Annotated in this window: 16 protein-coding genes and 4 pseudogenes; 11 read left to right on the plus strand and 9 right to left on the minus strand. The window is 58.6% G+C overall.

Annotation, left to right across the window (positions count from 1 at the left end; translation table 11 throughout):
• Positions 1-33 precede the first annotated feature (33 nt).
• A pseudogene (locus tag LOY55_RS19515) lies at positions 34-490 on the plus strand (transposase); the annotation flags it as partial.
• 567 nt (positions 491-1,057) lie between these two features.
• Here LOY55_RS19515 and LOY55_RS19520 read toward each other — a convergent pair.
• From LOY55_RS19520 to LOY55_RS19550, 6 genes and pseudogenes are all read right to left on the minus strand, one after another.
• On the minus strand, positions 1,058-2,029 hold the full coding sequence (locus LOY55_RS19520; protein WP_258666402.1) for a peptide ABC transporter ATP-binding protein: 972 nt from the start codon (positions 2,027-2,029) through the stop codon (positions 1,058-1,060).
• Positions 2,029-2,996, minus strand: a pseudogene (locus LOY55_RS31245) (ABC transporter ATP-binding protein). The gene LOY55_RS19520 and the pseudogene LOY55_RS31245 overlap by 1 nt, the downstream one beginning before the upstream one ends.
• A 10-nt stretch (positions 2,997-3,006) precedes the next feature.
• Positions 3,007-3,936, minus strand: a complete 930-nt coding sequence (locus LOY55_RS19535; protein ID WP_408980958.1) for an ABC transporter permease subunit — start codon at positions 3,934-3,936, stop codon at positions 3,007-3,009.
• A gap of 4 nt (positions 3,937-3,940) precedes the next feature.
• Positions 3,941-4,951: an ABC transporter permease subunit gene (locus tag LOY55_RS19540; protein WP_046032420.1), complete on the minus strand. Its 1,011-nt coding sequence runs from the start codon at positions 4,949-4,951 to the stop codon at positions 3,941-3,943.
• Between the two features lie 206 nt (positions 4,952-5,157).
• Positions 5,158-6,759, minus strand: coding sequence for an ABC transporter substrate-binding protein (locus LOY55_RS19545; RefSeq protein WP_046032421.1), 1,602 nt, complete (start codon positions 6,757-6,759; stop codon positions 5,158-5,160).
• A gap of 263 nt (positions 6,760-7,022) precedes the next feature.
• Positions 7,023-7,589, minus strand: a complete 567-nt coding sequence (locus LOY55_RS19550) for a helix-turn-helix domain-containing protein (RefSeq protein ID WP_223525260.1) — start codon at positions 7,587-7,589, stop codon at positions 7,023-7,025.
• Between the two features lie 160 nt (positions 7,590-7,749).
• On the opposite strand from LOY55_RS19550, the gene LOY55_RS19555 reads away from it, so the two are divergent.
• Positions 7,750-8,967 carry a Xaa-Pro peptidase family protein gene (locus LOY55_RS19555; protein WP_223525261.1) on the plus strand — a complete coding sequence of 406 codons (1,218 nt, stop codon included), beginning with the start codon at positions 7,750-7,752 and terminating at the stop codon, positions 8,965-8,967.
• Positions 8,968-9,067: 100 nt separating this feature from the next.
• On the opposite strand, the gene LOY55_RS19560 is transcribed toward LOY55_RS19555, so the two are convergent.
• Positions 9,068-9,832, minus strand: coding sequence for a type IV pilus biogenesis/stability protein PilW (locus tag LOY55_RS19560; RefSeq protein ID WP_223524925.1), 765 nt, complete (start codon positions 9,830-9,832; stop codon positions 9,068-9,070).
• 272 nt (positions 9,833-10,104) lie between these two features.
• Between LOY55_RS19560 and LOY55_RS19565 the strand changes: the two genes are divergently transcribed.
• From LOY55_RS19565 to LOY55_RS19580, 4 genes and pseudogenes are all read left to right on the plus strand, one after another.
• Positions 10,105-10,500 (plus strand): hypothetical protein, encoded by a 396-nt coding sequence (locus tag LOY55_RS19565; RefSeq protein ID WP_109788123.1) that lies wholly within the window; start codon positions 10,105-10,107, stop codon positions 10,498-10,500.
• 293 nt (positions 10,501-10,793) lie between these two features.
• Positions 10,794-11,327, plus strand: a pseudogene (locus tag LOY55_RS19570) (Dyp-type peroxidase); the annotation flags it as partial.
• Positions 11,328-11,456 (plus strand): annotated as a pseudogene (locus tag LOY55_RS19575) (LysR family transcriptional regulator); the annotation flags it as partial.
• A 128-nt stretch (positions 11,457-11,584) separates the two neighbouring features.
• On the plus strand, positions 11,585-13,438 hold the full coding sequence (locus tag LOY55_RS19580; protein ID WP_258666408.1) for an ABC transporter ATP-binding protein: 1,854 nt from the start codon (positions 11,585-11,587) through the stop codon (positions 13,436-13,438).
• Between the two features lie 212 nt (positions 13,439-13,650).
• On the opposite strand, the gene LOY55_RS19585 is transcribed toward LOY55_RS19580, so the two are convergent.
• Positions 13,651-14,661 (minus strand): NAD(P)-dependent alcohol dehydrogenase, encoded by a 1,011-nt coding sequence (locus LOY55_RS19585; RefSeq protein ID WP_223524927.1) that lies wholly within the window; start codon positions 14,659-14,661, stop codon positions 13,651-13,653.
• A 174-nt stretch (positions 14,662-14,835) separates the two neighbouring features.
• Here LOY55_RS19585 and LOY55_RS19590 point away from each other — a divergent pair, with 174 nt between their 5' ends.
• A complete protein-coding gene (locus LOY55_RS19590; RefSeq protein ID WP_223524929.1) occupies positions 14,836-15,750 on the plus strand; it encodes a LysR family transcriptional regulator in 915 nt (304 codons plus the stop codon).
• 78 nt (positions 15,751-15,828) lie between these two features.
• Here the strand turns inward: LOY55_RS19590 and LOY55_RS19595 are convergent, their stop codons facing one another.
• Entirely contained in the window at positions 15,829-16,449 is a 621-nt protein-coding gene (locus LOY55_RS19595) for a tyrosine-type recombinase/integrase (RefSeq protein WP_223524931.1), read from the minus strand.
• A 32-nt stretch (positions 16,450-16,481) separates the two neighbouring features.
• On the opposite strand from LOY55_RS19595, the gene LOY55_RS19600 reads away from it, so the two are divergent.
• The 4 genes from LOY55_RS19600 (at position 16,482) to LOY55_RS19615 (ending at position 18,049) form a co-directional block, all read left to right on the plus strand.
• Positions 16,482-16,910 (plus strand): hypothetical protein, encoded by a 429-nt coding sequence (locus LOY55_RS19600; protein WP_223524933.1) that lies wholly within the window; start codon positions 16,482-16,484, stop codon positions 16,908-16,910.
• 362 nt (positions 16,911-17,272) lie between these two features.
• Complete coding sequence (locus LOY55_RS19605) at positions 17,273-17,524, plus strand: hypothetical protein (RefSeq protein WP_223525276.1); 252 nt, start codon at positions 17,273-17,275, stop codon at positions 17,522-17,524.
• 28 nt (positions 17,525-17,552) lie between these two features.
• A complete protein-coding gene (locus LOY55_RS19610) occupies positions 17,553-17,777 on the plus strand; it encodes a hypothetical protein (RefSeq protein ID WP_008019294.1) in 225 nt (74 codons plus the stop codon).
• Between the two features lie 68 nt (positions 17,778-17,845).
• Complete coding sequence (locus LOY55_RS19615; protein WP_043302433.1) at positions 17,846-18,049, plus strand: hypothetical protein; 204 nt, start codon at positions 17,846-17,848, stop codon at positions 18,047-18,049.
• Positions 18,050-18,370 lie beyond the last annotated feature (321 nt).

The raw sequence follows: 18,370 nt of genomic DNA on the forward strand, positions 1-18,370 counted from the left end.
GAGTGTGTCAAAACGCCTTCGCGAACCCTTGCTATGATTTCTGAGGATTTCATCGCAGGGATCGCCCATGAGCGCTTTATCCGAGGTGAACATCGAGGCCAAGGCACCTTACTTCCAGAGAGCCTCGACGACTACATCAGCGATACCAATCCGGTGCGCGTAGTCGACGTCTTTGTCGACGAACTTGATCTGGTCAATCTGGGTTTTGAAGGTGCCGTTCCAGCCGATACTGGCCGGCCCGCTTACCACCCCGCGATCATGCTGAAGATCTACATCTATGGCTATCTCAACCGCATCCAGTCGATGCCGACGTTTGGAGCGAGAAGCCCAGCGCAACGTCGAACCAATGTGGCTGATCGGGCGTTTTGCACCCGATTTCAAGACCATCGCCAACTTCCGAAAAGACAACAGCAAGGCCATCCGAGGCTTCTGTCGCCAGTTCGTTGTGCTGTGTCAGCAGTTGGGACTGTTCGGAGAAAATCTGGTCGCTTGTCACGATGCCGGCATCACCGCCTATGTGCCCAAACCGATGATCTCTGGAGCCAAGGCTGACGGGCGTTTTAATAACGATGCGTTCATCTATGACGCGGAAAAAACCAATACATCTGCCCGGCTGGAGAGGCGCTGATCTGGTGCGGCGCACTCCCTGACCCGAAAACGGGCCGGGGTGAGCGCGGTGATGAGTTTGAATGTGCTCGCCTACAACCTGAAACGGGTCATGAAAATCAACGGTGCTCACGGTTTGATGAAGGTGCTGTTGGCATAAAAAAGGCTGGTTTTGGCCCATCCCTGAGGCTGTAAAAACAGCGTTGACGTGTTCTAGGTCGAGACTTATGCGACCCACGGCGTTGACTGCGCAATCGCTCAGCCAACGAACGTCGATGATCGAAAGCGATGAGGCCATGAGCGTTTTTACACACTCTGGGCCAATAGCGGACGTTGACGGAGATCTCCTTTCGCAGGGTTGTCCGTCAGATTTGTCCAGGACACCCGGGGCGCTCAGTCCGTCGGCTGGCGTGGGGGATGGACAAGGACGCGGCCTGTCAACCCCGGTGGCTCAGTCGCTGATGTCTTCCGCGTAGTGGCAAGCCACCTGGCGGTTATCGAGAGGGCGCAGGGCTGGCTCTTCGGTGCTGCAGCGCTCGGTGGCATACGGGCAGCGCTTGTGGAAAGCGCAACCGGACGGCGGGTTCAGCGGGTTGGGCAACTCGCCGACGATTTTGATTTTCGGCTTGTTCGGGTCCGGGTGAATGGTCGGTGTGGCCGACAGCAGCGCCTGGGTGTACGGGTGCAGCGGACGCTCGTAGATGTCGTTCTTCGGCCCCATTTCCACCGGGCGACCGAGGTACATCACCATCACGTCATCAGCCACGTGTTGCACCACCGCCAGGTTGTGCGAGATGAACACGTAGGCGGTGTTGAACTCTTGCTGCAAATCCATGAACAGGTTCAACACCTGCGCCTGGATCGACACGTCCAATGCCGAGGTCGGCTCATCCGCCACCAGCACTTTAGGCTGCAACATCATCGCGCGGGCCAGGGCAATCCGCTGGCGCTGACCGCCGGAGAACATGTGCGGATAACGCTGGTAGTGCTCGGGACGCAAGCCCACCTGCTTCATCATCGCCTGGACTTTCTCGCGACGTTCGGACGCACTCAGGTTGGTGTTGATCAGCAGCGGTTCACCGAGCTGATCACCGACTTTTTGCCGAGGGTTGAGCGACGCGTACGGGCTCTGGAACACCATCTGCACGTCTTTGCGCAGTTGCTTGCGCTGGGCCTTGTCGGCGCCGGTGACTTCCTGGCCGGCGATTTTCAAGGAGCCGGAGGACGGCTCTTCGATCAGGGTCAGGGCACGGGCCAGGGTGGATTTGCCGCAACCCGATTCACCGACGACAGCAAGGGTTTTGCCGGCATGCAGTTCAAACGACACGCCGTTGAGGGCGCGCACGGTCGCATGGCCCTTGAACAGGCCGCGGGACACTTCGTAGTGACGGGTCAGGTCCCGGGCGGTAAGTACGACGGCCATTACGCCACCTCCTGGTTCAGCGGGTAGAAGCAGCGGGCGAGGCTGTGGCTTTTCGGGTCCAGGGCCGGGCGCGTGGCGCGGCAGCTGTCTTGCACATACGGGCAACGCGGCGACAGCAGGCAGCCTTGCGGACGGTCGTAGCGACCGGGAACGATGCCCGGCAGGGTCGACAGGCGTGTGGCACCGAGGCTGTGTTCCGGAATCGCCTTGAGCAGCGCTTCGCTGTAAGGGTGCGCCGGAATGTCGAACAGCTGGGGCACCTGACCGACTTCAACCGCTTGACCGGCGTACATCACGCACACGCGCTGGGCGGTTTCGGCCACGACCGCGAGGTCGTGGGTGATCAGCACCAGGCCCATGTTCTGCTCTTTCTGCAACGCCAGCAGCAGGTCCATGATCTGCGCCTGAATCGTTACGTCCAGCGCGGTGGTCGGTTCGTCGGCGATCAGCAATTTCGGCTCGCCGGCAATCGCCATGGCAATCGCAACACGCTGGCTCATACCGCCGGACAGTTGGTGCGGGTAGGCGTCCATACGGCTGGCGGCGCCGGGATTTCCACTTTTTCCAGCAGCTCGATGGCACGCTTGCGCGCTTGCTTGCCGGACATTTTCAGGTGCAGGCGCAGCACTTCTTCGATCTGGAAACCGACGGTGTAGCTCGGGTTCAGCGCGGTCATCGGGTCCTGGAAGACCATGGCCAGGTCTTTGCCGACGATTTGCCGACGCTGACGGTTGCTGAGCTTGAGCATGTTCTTGCCGTCGAAATTCAGGGCGTCGGCAGTGACGATCCCTGGATGCTCGATCAGGCCCATCAGCGCCATCATGGTCACGGATTTACCCGAACCCGACTCGCCAACGATGGCCAGGACTTCGCCCTTCTCCACGGTAATGTCGAGCCCGTCGACCACCGGAACGGCGTTTTTGTCGCCAAAGCGAACGTTGAGATTCTTGATTTCTAACAGTGACATTTGAATCTCCTCAGGCGGCGTTCTTGAGTTTCGGGTCCAGCGCATCGCGCAGGCCGTCGCCCATCAAGTTGATTGCCAGCACGCTGAGCAAAATGGTCAGACCCGGCAGGCTGACCACCCACCAGGCGCGTTCGATGTAGTCGCGAGCCGAAGCCAGCATGGTGCCCCACTCAGGGGTTGGCGGTTGTACGCCAAGGCCGAGGAAGCCCAGTGCCGCGGCATCGAGAATCGCCGAAGAGAAGCTCAAGGTCGCCTGAACGATCAGCGGTGCCATGCAGTTCGGCAGCACGGTGATGAACATCAGGCGTGGCAACGTGGCACCGGCCAGGCGGGCGGCGGTCACGTAATCGCGGTTCAGTTCGCCCATCACCGCGGCGCGGGTCAGACGAACATAGGACGGCAGGGACACCACGGCGATCGCGATCACGGTGTTGATCAGGCCAGGGCCGAGGATGGCGACAATCGCCACGGCCAGCAGCAGCGACGGCAGGGCCAGCATGATGTCCATCAGACGCATGATGGTCGGGCCCAGAAGGCGCGGGAAGAAACCGGCGAACAGACCCAGCAGGATCCCAGGAATCAACGACATCACCACCGACGACAAGCCGATCATCAGCGACAGGCGCGAGCCCGTGATCAGGCGCGACAGCAGGTCGCGACCCAGTTCATCGGTGCCGAGCAGGAACTGGATCTGCCCACCTTCCAGCCAGGCTGGCGGGGTCAGCAGGAAATCGCGGTATTGCTCGCTCGGGTTATGCGGGGCAACCCATGGCGCGAAGATCGCGCAGAAAATCACCAGCAACATGAACATCAGGCCGGCAACGGCGCCTTTGTTTTTGGAGAACGCTTGCCAGAATTCTTTGTACGGGGACGGGTAAAGCAGGCTTTGATCGACTGCTACCGCTTGATTTTGAGTTGAAGCTGGAGTGGTCATGGTCATGATCTCAGCGCTGGTGACGGATGCGTGGGTTGGCAAAGCCGTAGAGGATGTCCACTACGAAGTTGACCACAATCACCAGGCAGGCGATTAGCAGGATGCCGTTTTGCACAACGGGATAGTCCCGGGCGCCAATGGCTTCGATCAGCCATTTGCCGATGCCGGGCCACGAGAAGATGGTCTCGGTCAGGACCGCACCGGCCAGCAATGTGCCGACTTGCAGGCCGACCACGGTCAGTACCGGAATCAGTGCGTTACGCAAGCCGTGCACGAACACCACGCGCGATGGCGAGAGGCCTTTGGCGCGGGCGGTACGGATGTAGTCTTCACGCAGCACTTCGAGCATCGACGAACGGGTCATCCGCGCGATAACGGCCAGCGGGATAGTGCCCAGCACGATGGCCGGCAGGATCAGGTGATGCAGGGCATCGAGGAACGCACCGACGTCATCGGCCAGCAGCGTGTCGATCAGCATGAAACCGGTGCGCGGCTCGATGTCGTAGAGCAGGTCGATCCGCCCCGATACCGGGGTCCAGCCCAGGCTCACCGAGAAGAACATGATCAGGATCAGGCCCCACCAGAAGATCGGCATCGAGTACCCCGCCAGGGAGACGCCCATCACCCCATGGTCGAACAGGGATCCTCGCTTGAGTGCCGCGATCACCCCGGCCAGGAGGCCCAGGATGCCGGCGAACAACAGGGCGGCCATGGACAGTTCCAGGGTCGCGGGGAATAGAGAGGTGAACTCGCTCCACACGCTTTCACGGGTACGCAGCGATTCGCCGAGGTCGCCGTGGGCCAGTTTGCCGATGTAGTCCAGGTACTGGGCATACAGCGGCTTGTTCAGACCAAGGCGTTCCATTGCCTGTGCGTGCATTTCGGGGTCGACGCGACGTTCGCCCATCATGACTTCCACCGGGTCGCCTGGAATCATGCGAATCAGCGCGAAAGTCAGCAAGGTGATGCCGAAAAACGTGGGGATCAATAACCCCAATCGGCGGGTAATAAAACTCAGCATTAGGGCTTATCACTCTTTATTATTTTTGTAATGCCGGTCAGCGTGCTGGCCGTTCTCAGCAATTTAGGCTGCGTGAGTAAAGGCTCCGGCTCGACGTTTCCCGGTGTGGCGCTTAATTTTTTTCGTTGTAGCAGGTGAGAAAGTCCTCGCCGGTCTGGCGCCGGCTCGAGGAAGGCGAAGGGGGCCGTTTGGCCGGCCCCTGTCGCTCACTGTTCGTTATAGACGCCGTAGAAGCTGCTGAGTCCGAAGGGGCTGATCTGGAAGTCCTGCACACTGGTGCGCATCGGCTGGTAGACCGTGGAGTGGGCGATCGGGGTCATCGGCACCTGCGCTTTCAGGACATGCTGTGCTTCTTTGTACAGCGCAGTGCGCTTGTCCACATCGGAGGTGGCCTCGGCGGCCTTCACCAGTTTGTCGTAGCCAGCATCGCACCACTTGGAGAAGTTGTTGCCGTTGACCGCGTTACAGGTGTAGAGGGTGCCCAACCAGTTGTCCGGGTCACCGTTGTCGCCAGTGAAGCCGATCAGCATGGCGTCGTGCTCGCCGGCGTGGCCGCGCTTGATGTACTCGCCCCACTCATAGCTGACGATGTTGGCCTTGATGCCGATTTTGGCCCAGTCGGCCTGGAGCATTTCGGCCATCAGCTTGGCGTTGGGGTTGTAGGGGCGCTGCACCGGCATGGCCCAGAGGGTGATTTCTGTGCCTTCTTTCACGCCTGCAGCCTTCAGCAACTCCTTGGCCTTCTGCGGGTTGTAGCCGGCGTCCTTGATGGACTCGTCGTAGGACCACTGGGTCGGCGGCAGGCCGTTGACGGCCAACTGGCCGGCGCCCTGGTAAACGGCTTCGATGATGGCTTTCTTGTTTACCGCCATGTCTAGCGCCTGGCGTACTTCGAGCTTGTCGAACGGCTTGTGGGTGAAGTTGTAGGCGATATAGCCAAGATTGAAGCCTGGTTGACTAGGCATCTTGATGTTCTTGTCTTCCTGCAGCGGCTTGATGTCGGCCGGGCGCGGGAAGGAGGTGATCTGACATTCGTTCTTTTTCAGCTTTTGCATGCGCACCGAGGCGTCGGTGGTGATGGCGAAGATCAGATTGTCGATCTTCACGTCTTCAGGCTTCCAGTAATCCTTGTTGCCCTTGTAGCGAATCTGGGCGTCTTTCTGGTACTTGCTGAACACGAACGGGCCAGTGCCGATCGGCTTTTGGTTGATGTCCTGGGCCTTGCCTTCCTTGAGCAACTGGTTGGCGTATTCGGCCGACTGGATCGAGGCGAAGCTCATGGCCAGGTTCTGGATGAAGGCTGCGTCGACACCCTTGAGGGTGAACTTGACGGTACGGTCGTCGACTTTTTCGACCTTGGTGATCTTTTCGTTCATCCCCATGTCGGTGAAGTAGGGGAATTCGGTGGGGTAGGCCTTGCGGAACGGCATGTCCTTGTCGAGCATGCGGTTGAAGGTGAACAGCACGTCGTCGGCGTTGAAGTCGCGAGTCGGCTTGAAGTAGTCGGTGGTGTGGAACTTGACCCCGTCACGCAGGTGGAAGGTGTAGGTCAGGCCATCGGGAGAAACGTCCCAGCTGGTTGCCAGGCCCGGGATGACCTTGGTGCCGCCACGTTCAAACTGCGAGAGACGGTTGAATACGGTTTCGGCTGACGCGTCGAAGTCGGTCCCCGTGGTGTATTGGCCTGGGTCGAAGCCAGCCGGGCTGCCTTCGGAGCAGAACACCAGGTTGCTGGCGGCGTGGGTGAAGCCGGAACCGAGGATCAGGCCGGCGGCGATCATGGTCTTGAGCGTGGTTTTTTTGCGCATGCGAACCTCATTGTTGTTATTTTTGAGGGCGGCAGATCAGGTAGTCCATTCCTGGGGGGATGCACCTGACCCTGCGGCTTTACGGGCTGTAGGCTGCCTGTCATTTGCGAACAGGCAGCCGAAGGCCGACGTCCTGGCTCGGGCGGTAGCGCTGAAGTGGGGAGAGGGACGCTCGCGCCGCCACCGGCCGAGGCAAAAATTAAGTCAATCTAAAATTAATTTCAACTTAAATTAAGTAATACTTACATTTTAAGGGCGCACGGTCAGGCCGTGGGGTGATCGTCGAGCAGGCCGCCCATGGTGGTGACGACCAGCACTTCGGCAACTTCGTTGCCAGAATTGGCGATGGAATGTTGCTTGGTGGAGTCAAAATGCACCGATCCCCCAGGGCCGAGCGGGTAGGTGTGGCCTTCGATGGTGTAGACGATTTGCCCGGAAAGCACATAGGTAAACTCTGCGCCTTCGTGGGAGATGAGCTCGGACTGGTAGCCCACTGCCATGGTCATCTTCATCGCATTGATCAGGTTGCCGGGGAAGTTGCTGGACAGGCGCTCGTAGACCAGCGGCTGGCTGCCGATGGAGTACCGCACGCGCTGGCCCTGGTGGGAGTCGGGCTGGGGCTGGGTGGGCTGGTCGAACAGGGTGTTGAGCGGAATGCCCAAGGCATTTGCGATTCTCGCCAGCGAGGAGATGGACACGCCAGTGAGGTTACGCTCCGCCTGGGACAGGAAGCTGGCTGTGAGGCCTGTTTCAGTGGCGACTTGATTCAGGGTCTTGTTGGCGGCACGGCGGTAGCGGCGCAACCGTTCCCCGATCTGTTCTGCGGTCATTGGCGTGGCTCGTGTGCTGAAAGGCGCCAGTATAACGGGCAGCGCATTGTCGAAAAGGCTTTTCGCCATATTGAAATTAAGTGGGGCTAAAAAAACGTCTTGACCGCTTTTTAAGTCAGGCTTAAATTTCGCGCACTGCAACATAACTCAGGAGAACGAGATGACAGTGGGTGTAGGTGGCAAAACTCCGGAACAGGCGCTGGCCGGCCTGGCGAAGATGACCGCGGGCATGCAGCCCATCGGCCTCGACGAATACCAGTCACGCATTGCCAAGGCCCAGAGCCTGATGCTCGAGCAGGGTATCGCTGCCCTCTACCTGAACGCTGGCAGCAACCTGTGCTACTTCACCGGAGTGAAGTGGAGCCCGAGCGAACGCATGGTCGGCGCCGTGCTGCCTGCCAACGGCCCGCTGGCCTATATCGCCCCGGCCTTCGAAGAGGGCACCATCCGCGACTTCCGCGAGGTGGATGGGGTTATCCATGGTTGGCATGAGCACGAGAGTCCCTACCGCCTGCTGCTCGACATGCTCGCTGGAATGGGCATCGCCGCCGACGCAGTGGTGGGCCTGTGCCCATCCCTGGCGTTCTTCATGTTCGACGCAATCCGCCGCCTCGGATCGGGTTTCGAGTTCGTAGACGCTTCTTGCGTGATAAACCAGTGTCGCTATCACAAGTCCGCTACAGAGTTGGCGTTGATGCAGCGCGCCAAAGACATGACCTTGGAAGTGCACAAGGCTGCCGCCAGCATCCTGCGCGCAGGTATCAGCACCACCGAGGTTGCCGAGTTCATCCGCGAGGCGCACCGCAAGGTGGGCGCGCCGGGTTCGACCTTCTGCATCGTTCTGTTCGGCGAGGCCAGCGCCTTCCCCCATGGGGTGAAGCACGCGCAGGTGCTCAAGGACGGCGACATGGTGCTGATCGACACGGGCTGCCTGCTCCACGGCTACCAGTCGGATATCACTCGCAGTTACGTGTTCGGCACCCCGAGCGACCGCCAGCGCGCCATGTGGAACCTGGAAAAGGCCGCCCAGCAGGCCGCCTTCGACGCCGCGCGCCTGGGCGAACCCTGCCGGGTGGTGGATGCCGCTGCGCGGCTTAGCCTGGAAGCCGCCGGTCTCGGCCCGGACTACCAGTTACCCGGCCTGCCGCACCGCACCGGACATGGCATCGGCCTGGACATTCACGAAGGGCCCTACCTGGTGCGTGGTGACCAGACGCCGCTGGCCGAGGGCATGTGCTTCTCCAATGAGCCGATGATTTGCGTACCGGGCGAGTTCGGTATTCGCCTGGAGGATCATTTCTACATGACCGCCACTGGCCCGCGCTGGTTTACCCAGCCGAGCTATTCCGTAGACGACCCGTTCGGGTTGGAGGCCTGAGGGCAGGCGATTGTCCGAGGTGGCTAGCTGCCTGTCACGAAGGGTCGGTAGCGGCCCTTCACTTCAGGCAGCTATCGGCAAGGAGTGGACACTCGGAAACTCAACCGCGCACCAGGTAGGCCCCTGAAGGAACCCGATATCGCAGCTTCTTGCATTTGCCGGATGCAGGCTGATGCCCCGGCGGGCGATCAGGAAACCAAATTCGGCATTTGCCCGGAGGCGGCATATGGCCGCGGGGAATCTCAAGCTCAGCGTACGCCCGCTCTGGCTCGACATTCACCATTTGCAAGTTTCCTTCGGCCCCGGCTCTGCCAGCCGTCGGTACATCCGAAACCCGATCTGCCCCTGCACTAGCGAAGTTGCCCGCGTCACGCCCAGTGTCCGGAGTGGATGGCTCAACAACCGCCATCTGCGCTTCGCGGCGCCTTTGGGTCTCCTCCTCCAGCCCCTTCTGCACTTCGACCTGGTCCTCTTTGCCAATGGGTGGGGTACCCGAGGATTGGGCCTGCTGCGCCGCCTGGATCAATTGGAAGTTACGGTTGCGCAACTCGACGTTGCGACCAACCCTCATGTTCGAACGCGCCGCCAAGGTTTCAGCCTGCTGGTATTGCCCCTGCTGAAGACGCAATACACCGAGGTAATGCAGCGTCGCGGGATTGTTCGGCTGGATATGCAGGGCACGCTCCAGCGTTGCGGCGGCCTGGTCCAGATGGCCATTTCCATACTGCCGCGAGGCTGTTTCGATCAAGGTGGTTGATGCGCTGTTGCTTTGCGCGGGAGCTCTTCGCTCGGCAGCGACAGAACAAAACGACGCGACGGCACAGAACACCAGGATGAGGCCTGGCAGAAAACTCTTGGTTGGCATCAGGGGGCTGACTCGACTGAACTCGGACGGCACTGGCGTAAAACAGACCACAGCGCTGCTCGGCATTTCCGATACAGGGCCGCTATTGACCTGGCCAACACCCTGAAGTTCCTGGGGCAACGGGGACTATTTAAGCAACGGTTTCCTAGAACTTTTCCCTATTTATCGGTCTATGTGGATAGGCACATCCGCTCGGTAAGCACGCCCCCCCGCAGGCTTACCACAACCAGATCGCCACACGTCCAATTGTCCATCAGAGGTTGCCTTCGCTCATGAAATTCCATGTCCCACGGATAGTGCTCGTCGGCCTGTTCGCGTTCGCGGCAGTGAGCTCGGCATCCGCCACACAGATGAAAACCTCAACCCCGGTTTTCGCCACTGAAGTCACAGCCATTCAATCGCCTGTCCAGGCCGCCGGCAACCCTTGGCCGACCTTGGCCAGTATGACCGGCAAGCAGCCAGGGCCGTTGCTAGCCCATGACGATCGATACTGGCATGACGGCCGTTGGCACGATCGTAGAGACGATTGGCGCCGAGATGAATGGCGCAGAGATAATTGGCGTAGAGAGCAAGCCCGCCGAGAAGCTGAACGTCGTGATTGGGAGCGCCACCAGGATCGGGCCATGCGGCATCGTTACGAGGATGATCACCGTTACTATCGTCGCTAGTGCGAATCCACGGCGTAGAGGACGCTGAAGTTCACGGCTGGGGTAAGCCTGAGGTGGTCACCCCGGCGAAAGGCCCCGCTCAATCCGCAGCCTGCGACGCCGTCGCCACCTCGGCGCCGCCCCCGGCGTGCGTGCCGCGCTCCTTCCTTAGACCCGTGCCTTCAGCTTTGAACGCCAATAGGAGAGGCATGGGACCGTACCCTCACAAAGGCAGCGGTCTATCTGATCTGTTACGCTCGTTCCTTCCTTTCTCTTTCGCCACTTGTGGCCTTTTCAATGACAATACTCACCCCATGACTAACCAAACGCCTGAGCCTCAATCCGTCTACAGCCCCATCTCCAGCAGCGCGATCTTCATCGTTGCAACGGTGGCTCCGGGTAGCGACTGCGCGGAGAAAGTACGGGGCTAGTGCGCAGACATCGCGGCCCTTACGCGATCAGTCGGCAAACGAGTGCCCTCCGGAAATTTGTCGTGCGTCTGCGGTTTTGGTTCCAGTGCCTGGGACTTACTCTTTGGTCAGCCGCGCCCCGCCTCACTCCACCCGTTTCGCGAGTTTGGCACTGAGGGACGTCGCGCGATGGCAACGTCGGGGGACATTTTGCTGCACATTCGTGCGGACCAGATGGACCTGTGTTTCGAATTGGCGACGCAGTTGCTTTCGGCGCTGGGCGATGCGATTTCAGTCGTTGATGAGGTCCAGGGTTTCCGTCACTTCGACATGCGCAACATGGTCGGCTTTGTGGATGGCACCGAAAACCCGGTGGGTCGGCATGCAGTCGACTTCACAATCATTGGCGATGAAGATCGGGCGTTCAGCGGCGGTAGCAACCTGCCGGATGCCAGCGTGCTCGCCCCCCTGGGCCTGGTCATGCGCAAAACCGAACCGCGCTCGGCCATCGCCGAAAAATGTTTTGCTGAAGCCCGAAAACTGTTTGCAGCAAAGAACCCGATCTAAAGTGTCGTCTGAATTGCCCAGGCCATTACTTACAATGGTCCCACCTTGCCGAACCCCTGACCTGCAAAAGCCTCAAAACAATCGTTAAATGGCAGAATTGCCTTAACTTGATCCTTTTTGAGGCCACCATGCTTCGCGTGCTTGAACGAAGACTCGACCCTTTCCCACCCGATGAAGCACCGCCGCCACCTGTCGGCCTGGTGCGGTTCCTGTGGGCCTGCACCCGCGGCGCCCGCGGTTATATCCTGGCGTTTGCGCTGCTCAGTGCCAGTGTGTCGATTTACGAAGCCTGGTTGTTTTCCTTTCTCGGGCAGGTCGTGGACCTGCTCTCCACCTGGCAGGCCGGCGGCGATGCACAGGCGCAGGAAAGTCGAGTGCTGTGGGGCATCGGCATCGTACTGATCACCAGCATCGGGTTGGTAGCACTAGGCACCATGGTGCAGCACCAGATATTGGCGATTAATCTGCCGCTGCGGCTGCGCTGGGATTTCCATCGCCTGATGCTGCGGCAAAGCCTTTCATTCTTTTCCGATGAGTTCTCCGGCCGGGTGACGACCAAGGTGATGCAGACCGCACTCGGCGTGCGCGAGGTCCTGTTCACCGTCATCGAAATCGCCCCCGGGATCGGGGTTTATTTCATCGCGATCATCGCACTGGCCGGCGGCTTCGACCTGAAACTGATGCTGCCTTTTATTGCCTGGATCGCCTTGTTCGGCCTGGCCATGCTGTACTTTGTGCCACGTTTGGGGCAAGTCGGGCAGGAACAGGCCCATGCGCGGTCGTCGATGACCGGGCGCATCTCGGACGCCTACACCAACATCACCACTGTGAAGCTGTTCTCGCACTCCAATCGCGAAGCACACTTCGCGCGCGCGGCGATGGAGGATTTCAAGCTGACCGGCTTTCGCCAGATGCGTCTGGTCAGCCAGTTCGAGATCGTCAACCAGGCGCTGGTGGTCGCGCTGATTATTGGAGCTGGCGGCTATGCCCTGTGGCTGTGGCACCAGGGCGAAGTCGGCACGGGGGCCGTTGCGGCGATTACCGCCATGGCGCTGCGTATCAACGGCATGTCGCATTGGATCATGTGGCAGATGACCTCGCTGTTCGAAAGCATCGGCACCGTGCAGGATGGCATGGCGACCTTGACCCGTGGCCCCAAGGTGCAGGATGCGCCAGACGCCGGAGTGCTGGTGCCCGCCGGCGGCGCGGTGACCTTCGACAATGTCGGTTTCAACTACAACGGTGAACGCCAGGTGCTCGATGGCCTTAGCTTGAACATCTTCCCGGGCGAAAAAATCGGCCTGGTGGGCCGCTCCGGAGCCGGCAAGTCCACGCTGATCAACCTGCTGCTGCGCTTCTACGACGTGGACAGTGGCGAGATTCGCATCGATGGACAAAACATCGCTCAGGTGACACAAGACAGCCTGCGCAGCGCCATCGGCATGGTCACTCAGGACACCTCCCTGCTGCACCGTTCCATTCGCGACAACATCGCCTACGGTCGCCCGGATGCGACCGACGCGCAAGTCCGCAGGGCCGCCGCCAACGCCCAGGCCGATGGTTTCATCAGTCAACTGAGCGACCGGCAAGGCCATACCGGTTATGACACCCTGGTGGGTGAGCGCGGTATCAAGCTTTCGGGTGGCCAGCGCCAACGCATTGCCATCGCCCGGGTGATGCTCAAGAACGCCCCGATCCTTTTGCTTGACGAGGCCACCAGCGCCCTGGATTCGGAAGTCGAAGTCGCCATCCAGGAAAGCCTCGATGAAATGATGGAGGGCAAGACCGTCATCGCCATCGCCCATCGGCTGTCAACGATCGCGGCCATGGATCGGCTGATTGTCATGGATGACGGACGCATCATCGAACAGGGTACCCATGCCGAATTGCTGCGTAAAAACGGCACCTATGCGCGGCTTTGGCATCATCAGAGCGGTGGGTTTCTGGGCGAGGATCAGGGGGTGGCTGAGACGATGGAGTAGGCATGAGCGGCCGTTGCTGGCGAGACAATCATCCAGCACGACACCCAATCGGACACCCTCAAGAACGTCAGGATGGGTCGAGCGCTGCGCTCTTCGAGAAGCAGCAGTCGGCCAGAAGCGGACGTTTGAGCCTGAGTCTCGCCCGGCTCAACTATGGAGTTGAATCTCCTGCGAGAGGCGAAAAAAGGCGCCGTATTGGCGCCTTAACGTTATTAAGCGATTTTGATCACAACCTTTCCAAATGCTCCCTTCGCGAGATGCTCGTAAGCTTCTCGTGCTTTCTCGAACGGATATACCTGGTCGATCACGGGACGAATCTTGTGTTCGTTGAGGAACGTATTCATCCGGTCGAACGATGAGCGCGGCGCTACAGCGATACCGCGAATGGTCGTCTGGCGGAAAATGAGTGGCATCAGATTGAGTTCAACGCTTTGCCCTGTTAGAAAGCCGATCTGCGCAATACGCCCCGATGCCTTGGTTGCAGCGACCGATTGATTGATACCGCTGCCGCCGGCCACATCGAGCAGCAGATCCACACCCTTGCCTTCGGTCAGCTTCAGCACTTCGTCCGCCCATTTCGGAGTCGTTCTGTAGTTGATGCCCGCCACGGCCCCCAGCCCCTTCACGATTTGCAAATTCTGGTCGCTACTCGACGTCGCAACTACCTTCGCGCCAAGCGCAGTTGCGATCTGCACGGCAAATATCGACACACCTCCAGTGCCCTGAACCAACACGGTCTGGCCCGGCTGGATTTGTCCAAAGTCCACCAGCGAATACCAGGCCGTGAGCGCAGCGATAGGAAGTGTTGCGGCCTCTTCGTCACTCATGTTGTCGGGTGCACCGACAGCGCTGTCTTCATGGATGATCATGTATTCGGCCAGACCGCCGGGCAACGGCGAACCGAAGCAGTAATCGGGTTCGTTCGGCCCTGGCTCGCCATCCAGCCAACGCGAATAAAGATGCGAGTTGACGCGATCACCGACTTTGAAACGTGTGACGTCGTCACCGACCGCTACCACCGTGCCGGCGGCATCGCTCACTGGGATAAGTGGTTTGGGCACCATGTGCGGCTCATAAATGCCGTCGACGATTGCCTTGTCGCGAAAGTTGAGCGAGACAGCACCGACCTTGACCAGCAACTCGCCAGCCTTGGGTTGCGGGGTCGCTACCTCTCCCAATTGCAGGTTGTCGAGTCCGAAATCTTTCAATAACCAGGCTTTCATTGCGAATCTCCAAATACACGTCAGTGGCTTCGAACCAGAGCCGGTTCTGCCTTGGGTGCATTTTTCGCCATTGGTGGTACGCAATAAATGCGTGGAAAAAGACATGATTGTTCTACTCTTGGACAACAATCATGTTCAACTTCGTGAGTCAGACGGGGTTCATAGGAAAGCGTCATGGAATTACTTCAATCGATGCGACTGTTCGCCAAACTTGCCGAACTCGGCAGCTTTACCAAAGCCGCCGAATCGCTGGAGATCGGGCGACCTCAGGTGACTCGATATATCCAGGAGTTGGAGACGTCATTAGGTGTGCGCCTGTTCCAGCGCACCACGAGAAAGGTGGCACTCACCGCCGAAGGCGAGAGGTTCTATGAGCGGGTACAGGAAATTCTGGCGGGTATTTCTGCTGCGACCTCGATGTTCGACCGATCCGGAGCAACGCTCGCAGGCCGACTTCGCGTCGATATCCCGACCGCTTTCGCGCAATTGGAATTCATCAAAAGCCTTAAAGAATTCACCGCCTCCTACCCTGGTATCAACATGGTACTGGGCGTGACTGACCGGGCCGTCGATCTGATCGGTGAAGGCATCGACTGTGCGTTGCGTATCGGCGATCTACCGGATTCGACTTTGATCGCTCGCCCTATTGCGATGGCGACCATGGTGACGTGTGCAGCGCCCGAGTATCTGCACGAGCATGGTGAACCCGAAACACTCGACGATCTGGCCTCCCATCGTGGCGTTAACTTCTTGTCCGGTCAGAGCAACAGGACATTACCTTGGCATTTCTCGGTAAAAGGTCAGGATCGCGCGTTTGTGAGTAACGCCGGCATCACCGTCACCGAGTCGAATGCGTACGTTCAGTGCGGGGTGTCGGGCTTCGGAATAATCCAGGCACCAGGAATCACCGTGGCCGAGCATTTGGACAGTCGCGGTTTGGTGGAAATTCTAAAGCCCTATCGGCCAGCCCCTCGCCCCGTGTCGTTGCTGTACCCAAGCCGGACGCATCTGGCCCCACAGGTTCAAGTTTTTATTGAGTGGCTGCAAGAGCGTTTTCCGCAGCTTCATTCTGACTGGCTGAACCCATAGCGATCATTGAACCAGTTCCGTGATCGTCTGCTTTGGGTCGGATCGCGACGGTCTAGCATCGACCGTCACTATGGATGATCAGACTTCCGTCTGTTCTGCCATTTCCAGGGCATCATCGACCTCGATTCCCAGGTATCTGACAGTGCTTTCAAGCTTCGTATGACCAAGCAGGAGTTGGACAGCTCTCAGGTTCTTCGTCCTGCGATAGATCAACGATGCCTTGGTTCTCCGTAGCGTGTGGGTACCGTACATAGTTGGATCAAGGCCAATGGCTGTCACCCATGCTTTGACTATTCGAGCGTATTGTCTGGTGGAAAGATGGTCTGAGGCGTGCAACCGGCTCGGGAACAAGCAGTCCTCGCTGCGGAGACGCGCCTGATGCATCCACGCCTCCAGAACTGTTCGGGTTTGCTCAGTGATTTCAAATTGCACTGGGTGCTGAGTTTTCTGCTGCATCACGATGGCCCGTGACGACACATGCTCCCCATGGGCAATGTCTCGGACTCGCAACTTGGTTAAGTCACAGGCACGCAGCTTGCTATCGATGGCCAAGTTGAAGAGCGCCAAATCACGCGTCTTCTCAGCAAGCTGGAGTCTCACGCGGATGGCCCAGATATCTCTGACTCGAAGTGGGGCTTTCTGCCCGAGAAGCTTTCCCTTATTCCAAGGCTGATGGCTGTATCTAGCAATAGTGTTCATGGCTCGTCTTCCACGTTGAGGGGAGGACAAGGGTGGATCAGTCACAATGGCTGGTGGTCGCTATCCGACCCAAAGCGGTCTTTCGCTTTTGCCTGACCAAGAGTTTATATAACCTCACGAAATCCGTTCGCACTCTAGCTTTTAATACCCGGACTCCCTTTATGCAGACTGACCAGACCAAGCTGCTCGCGCTCGCACTGCTTGAGATTAGGACGTTGCTTGCTGATTATCTGGGCAGCGATGTTAATGCTCCCATGAGCGTCCGTGTCGCGGCACATTTGGCCTATGCACTCCACAATGAGGCGGAGGCTGCATACAACGACGCAGAATTTCAGATCGACCACGCAAGCCTTAAAATCGCTGCGATCGATCAGATTCTTAGTGTTACTGATGGTGCCGCATTGTTGAGCAGGTTTGACGTCGAGGCCAGAGTCATTCCGGATAGCGCTCCATCTAGATGACTGCTTCTGGCCGATTCTGTTGAAAAAGTCGGCTGCGGTTTTCGGCTCAGGAAAGAACGCGTCTGAGATTGAAATCCGCACTACGCGCAGAAGGATCAGGGCTCAGATTTTACGTAGCAGCGTACAAAAATTACGTTTTCACCGCTCAATGCATTGCCCATTGGGCCGGGTCGACTTTTTCAACACAATCGGCCGTTCTCTGCCGATCATGGTTACAAAGCGTGCTGGTCAAATCCGATGCAATCGGTGGTCAGAACGAATGCAACGGACTGGTCAGGTCGAATGCAAGCGGGTGATCAAGTAGAGTGCAATTTCGCAGCTGAATATCGGATTAGTGTTGTGGGGGCTTGTAAGGGGTGATGATGGGGCTCAACAAACCAGTGCCGGACCTGAAGCGCGATCTGCAGGGTGTCGCCTCTGATCTGAAGTGGTCGGCCGTGGAGTTAGTTCGGATTGCCGAGCGGCTAAGCCACGCAGGTAATGGACCAGACGCTGAGGCGCTTCGAAGGATGATCACAATCTTCCAGCAAGGTGAGAATCGGTTAGATGTCTGGATTAAAGAAATCGGTGCAGGTCAGGTAGTCCGGCCGGCGAAGGCAGACCACTGCCAATGATCGCGGAAGGGATTGGCAGGAGGTTGTCATGGCACTTAACAAACCCAATCAAGAGTTACGCCGCGACTTGAAAGCCGCTGCATATTCCCTCGAAGAAGCTGCCCTGGAAATGTTCAGGCTTGCAAAACAGCGCGGGGATACAGAGCTTCTGGAGGCAATGGAGACGATCGAAAAGCTGCATGAGCAAGCTGATCGGCTGACTGCTTACACAGATGAGGTGAAGGCGGGAAGGATTGTCCGGAAGGCTGAATAGCCATGCGTCTGGCGGGCGTATTCGCGCTAGATCTGAAATACAAGCAATGCCCTGTAAACGGTTACTCAATGAAGAAGAAGCTGACGGACAGTAAAGCAGCAGTGACTGCTGCTGAAATTGAGCGTTCTATCCAAGCCCTGAACAAAATGGCTGAACGCCTATGGGGGGATGGCCGGGAAGCCGAGGCGAAAGCTCTCCTCGATGCCTTGGACGCATTAAACCGGGCGCTTGATCGGATCAGGATTGGAGAGAGTCGCAGGGTTCTCCATTGAACGGCAGAAACTAGCTGGCGGGTTATGAAGGCGTGAAGAAGTGTGCGGGGGAAGGCGGAGTAGGCACGTGGTATGACGGCGAGATGTTGTAGCGGCTTGGCTGTCGTACCGATGTAACTCAAATGCCCGGTCCAGAGCCGGGCTTCTTGTATCTGCCCCTGTCATGCCTTCGTCACACCTACCAAGCACAATGCAGTCAGCCAAAGGGATTTGGCCCATCTACAGAGAGCCCGGCTAATGTGCCGGGCTTTTTCGTTTCTGCAACATGCTTTTCACCAATCGCTCACATGGTGGAGCGCAGATTAACCCTGCTCCTTTGAA

This window comes from Pseudomonas sp. B21-040 (genome assembly GCF_024748695.1).
GTDB lineage: Bacteria > Pseudomonadota > Gammaproteobacteria > Pseudomonadales > Pseudomonadaceae > Aquipseudomonas.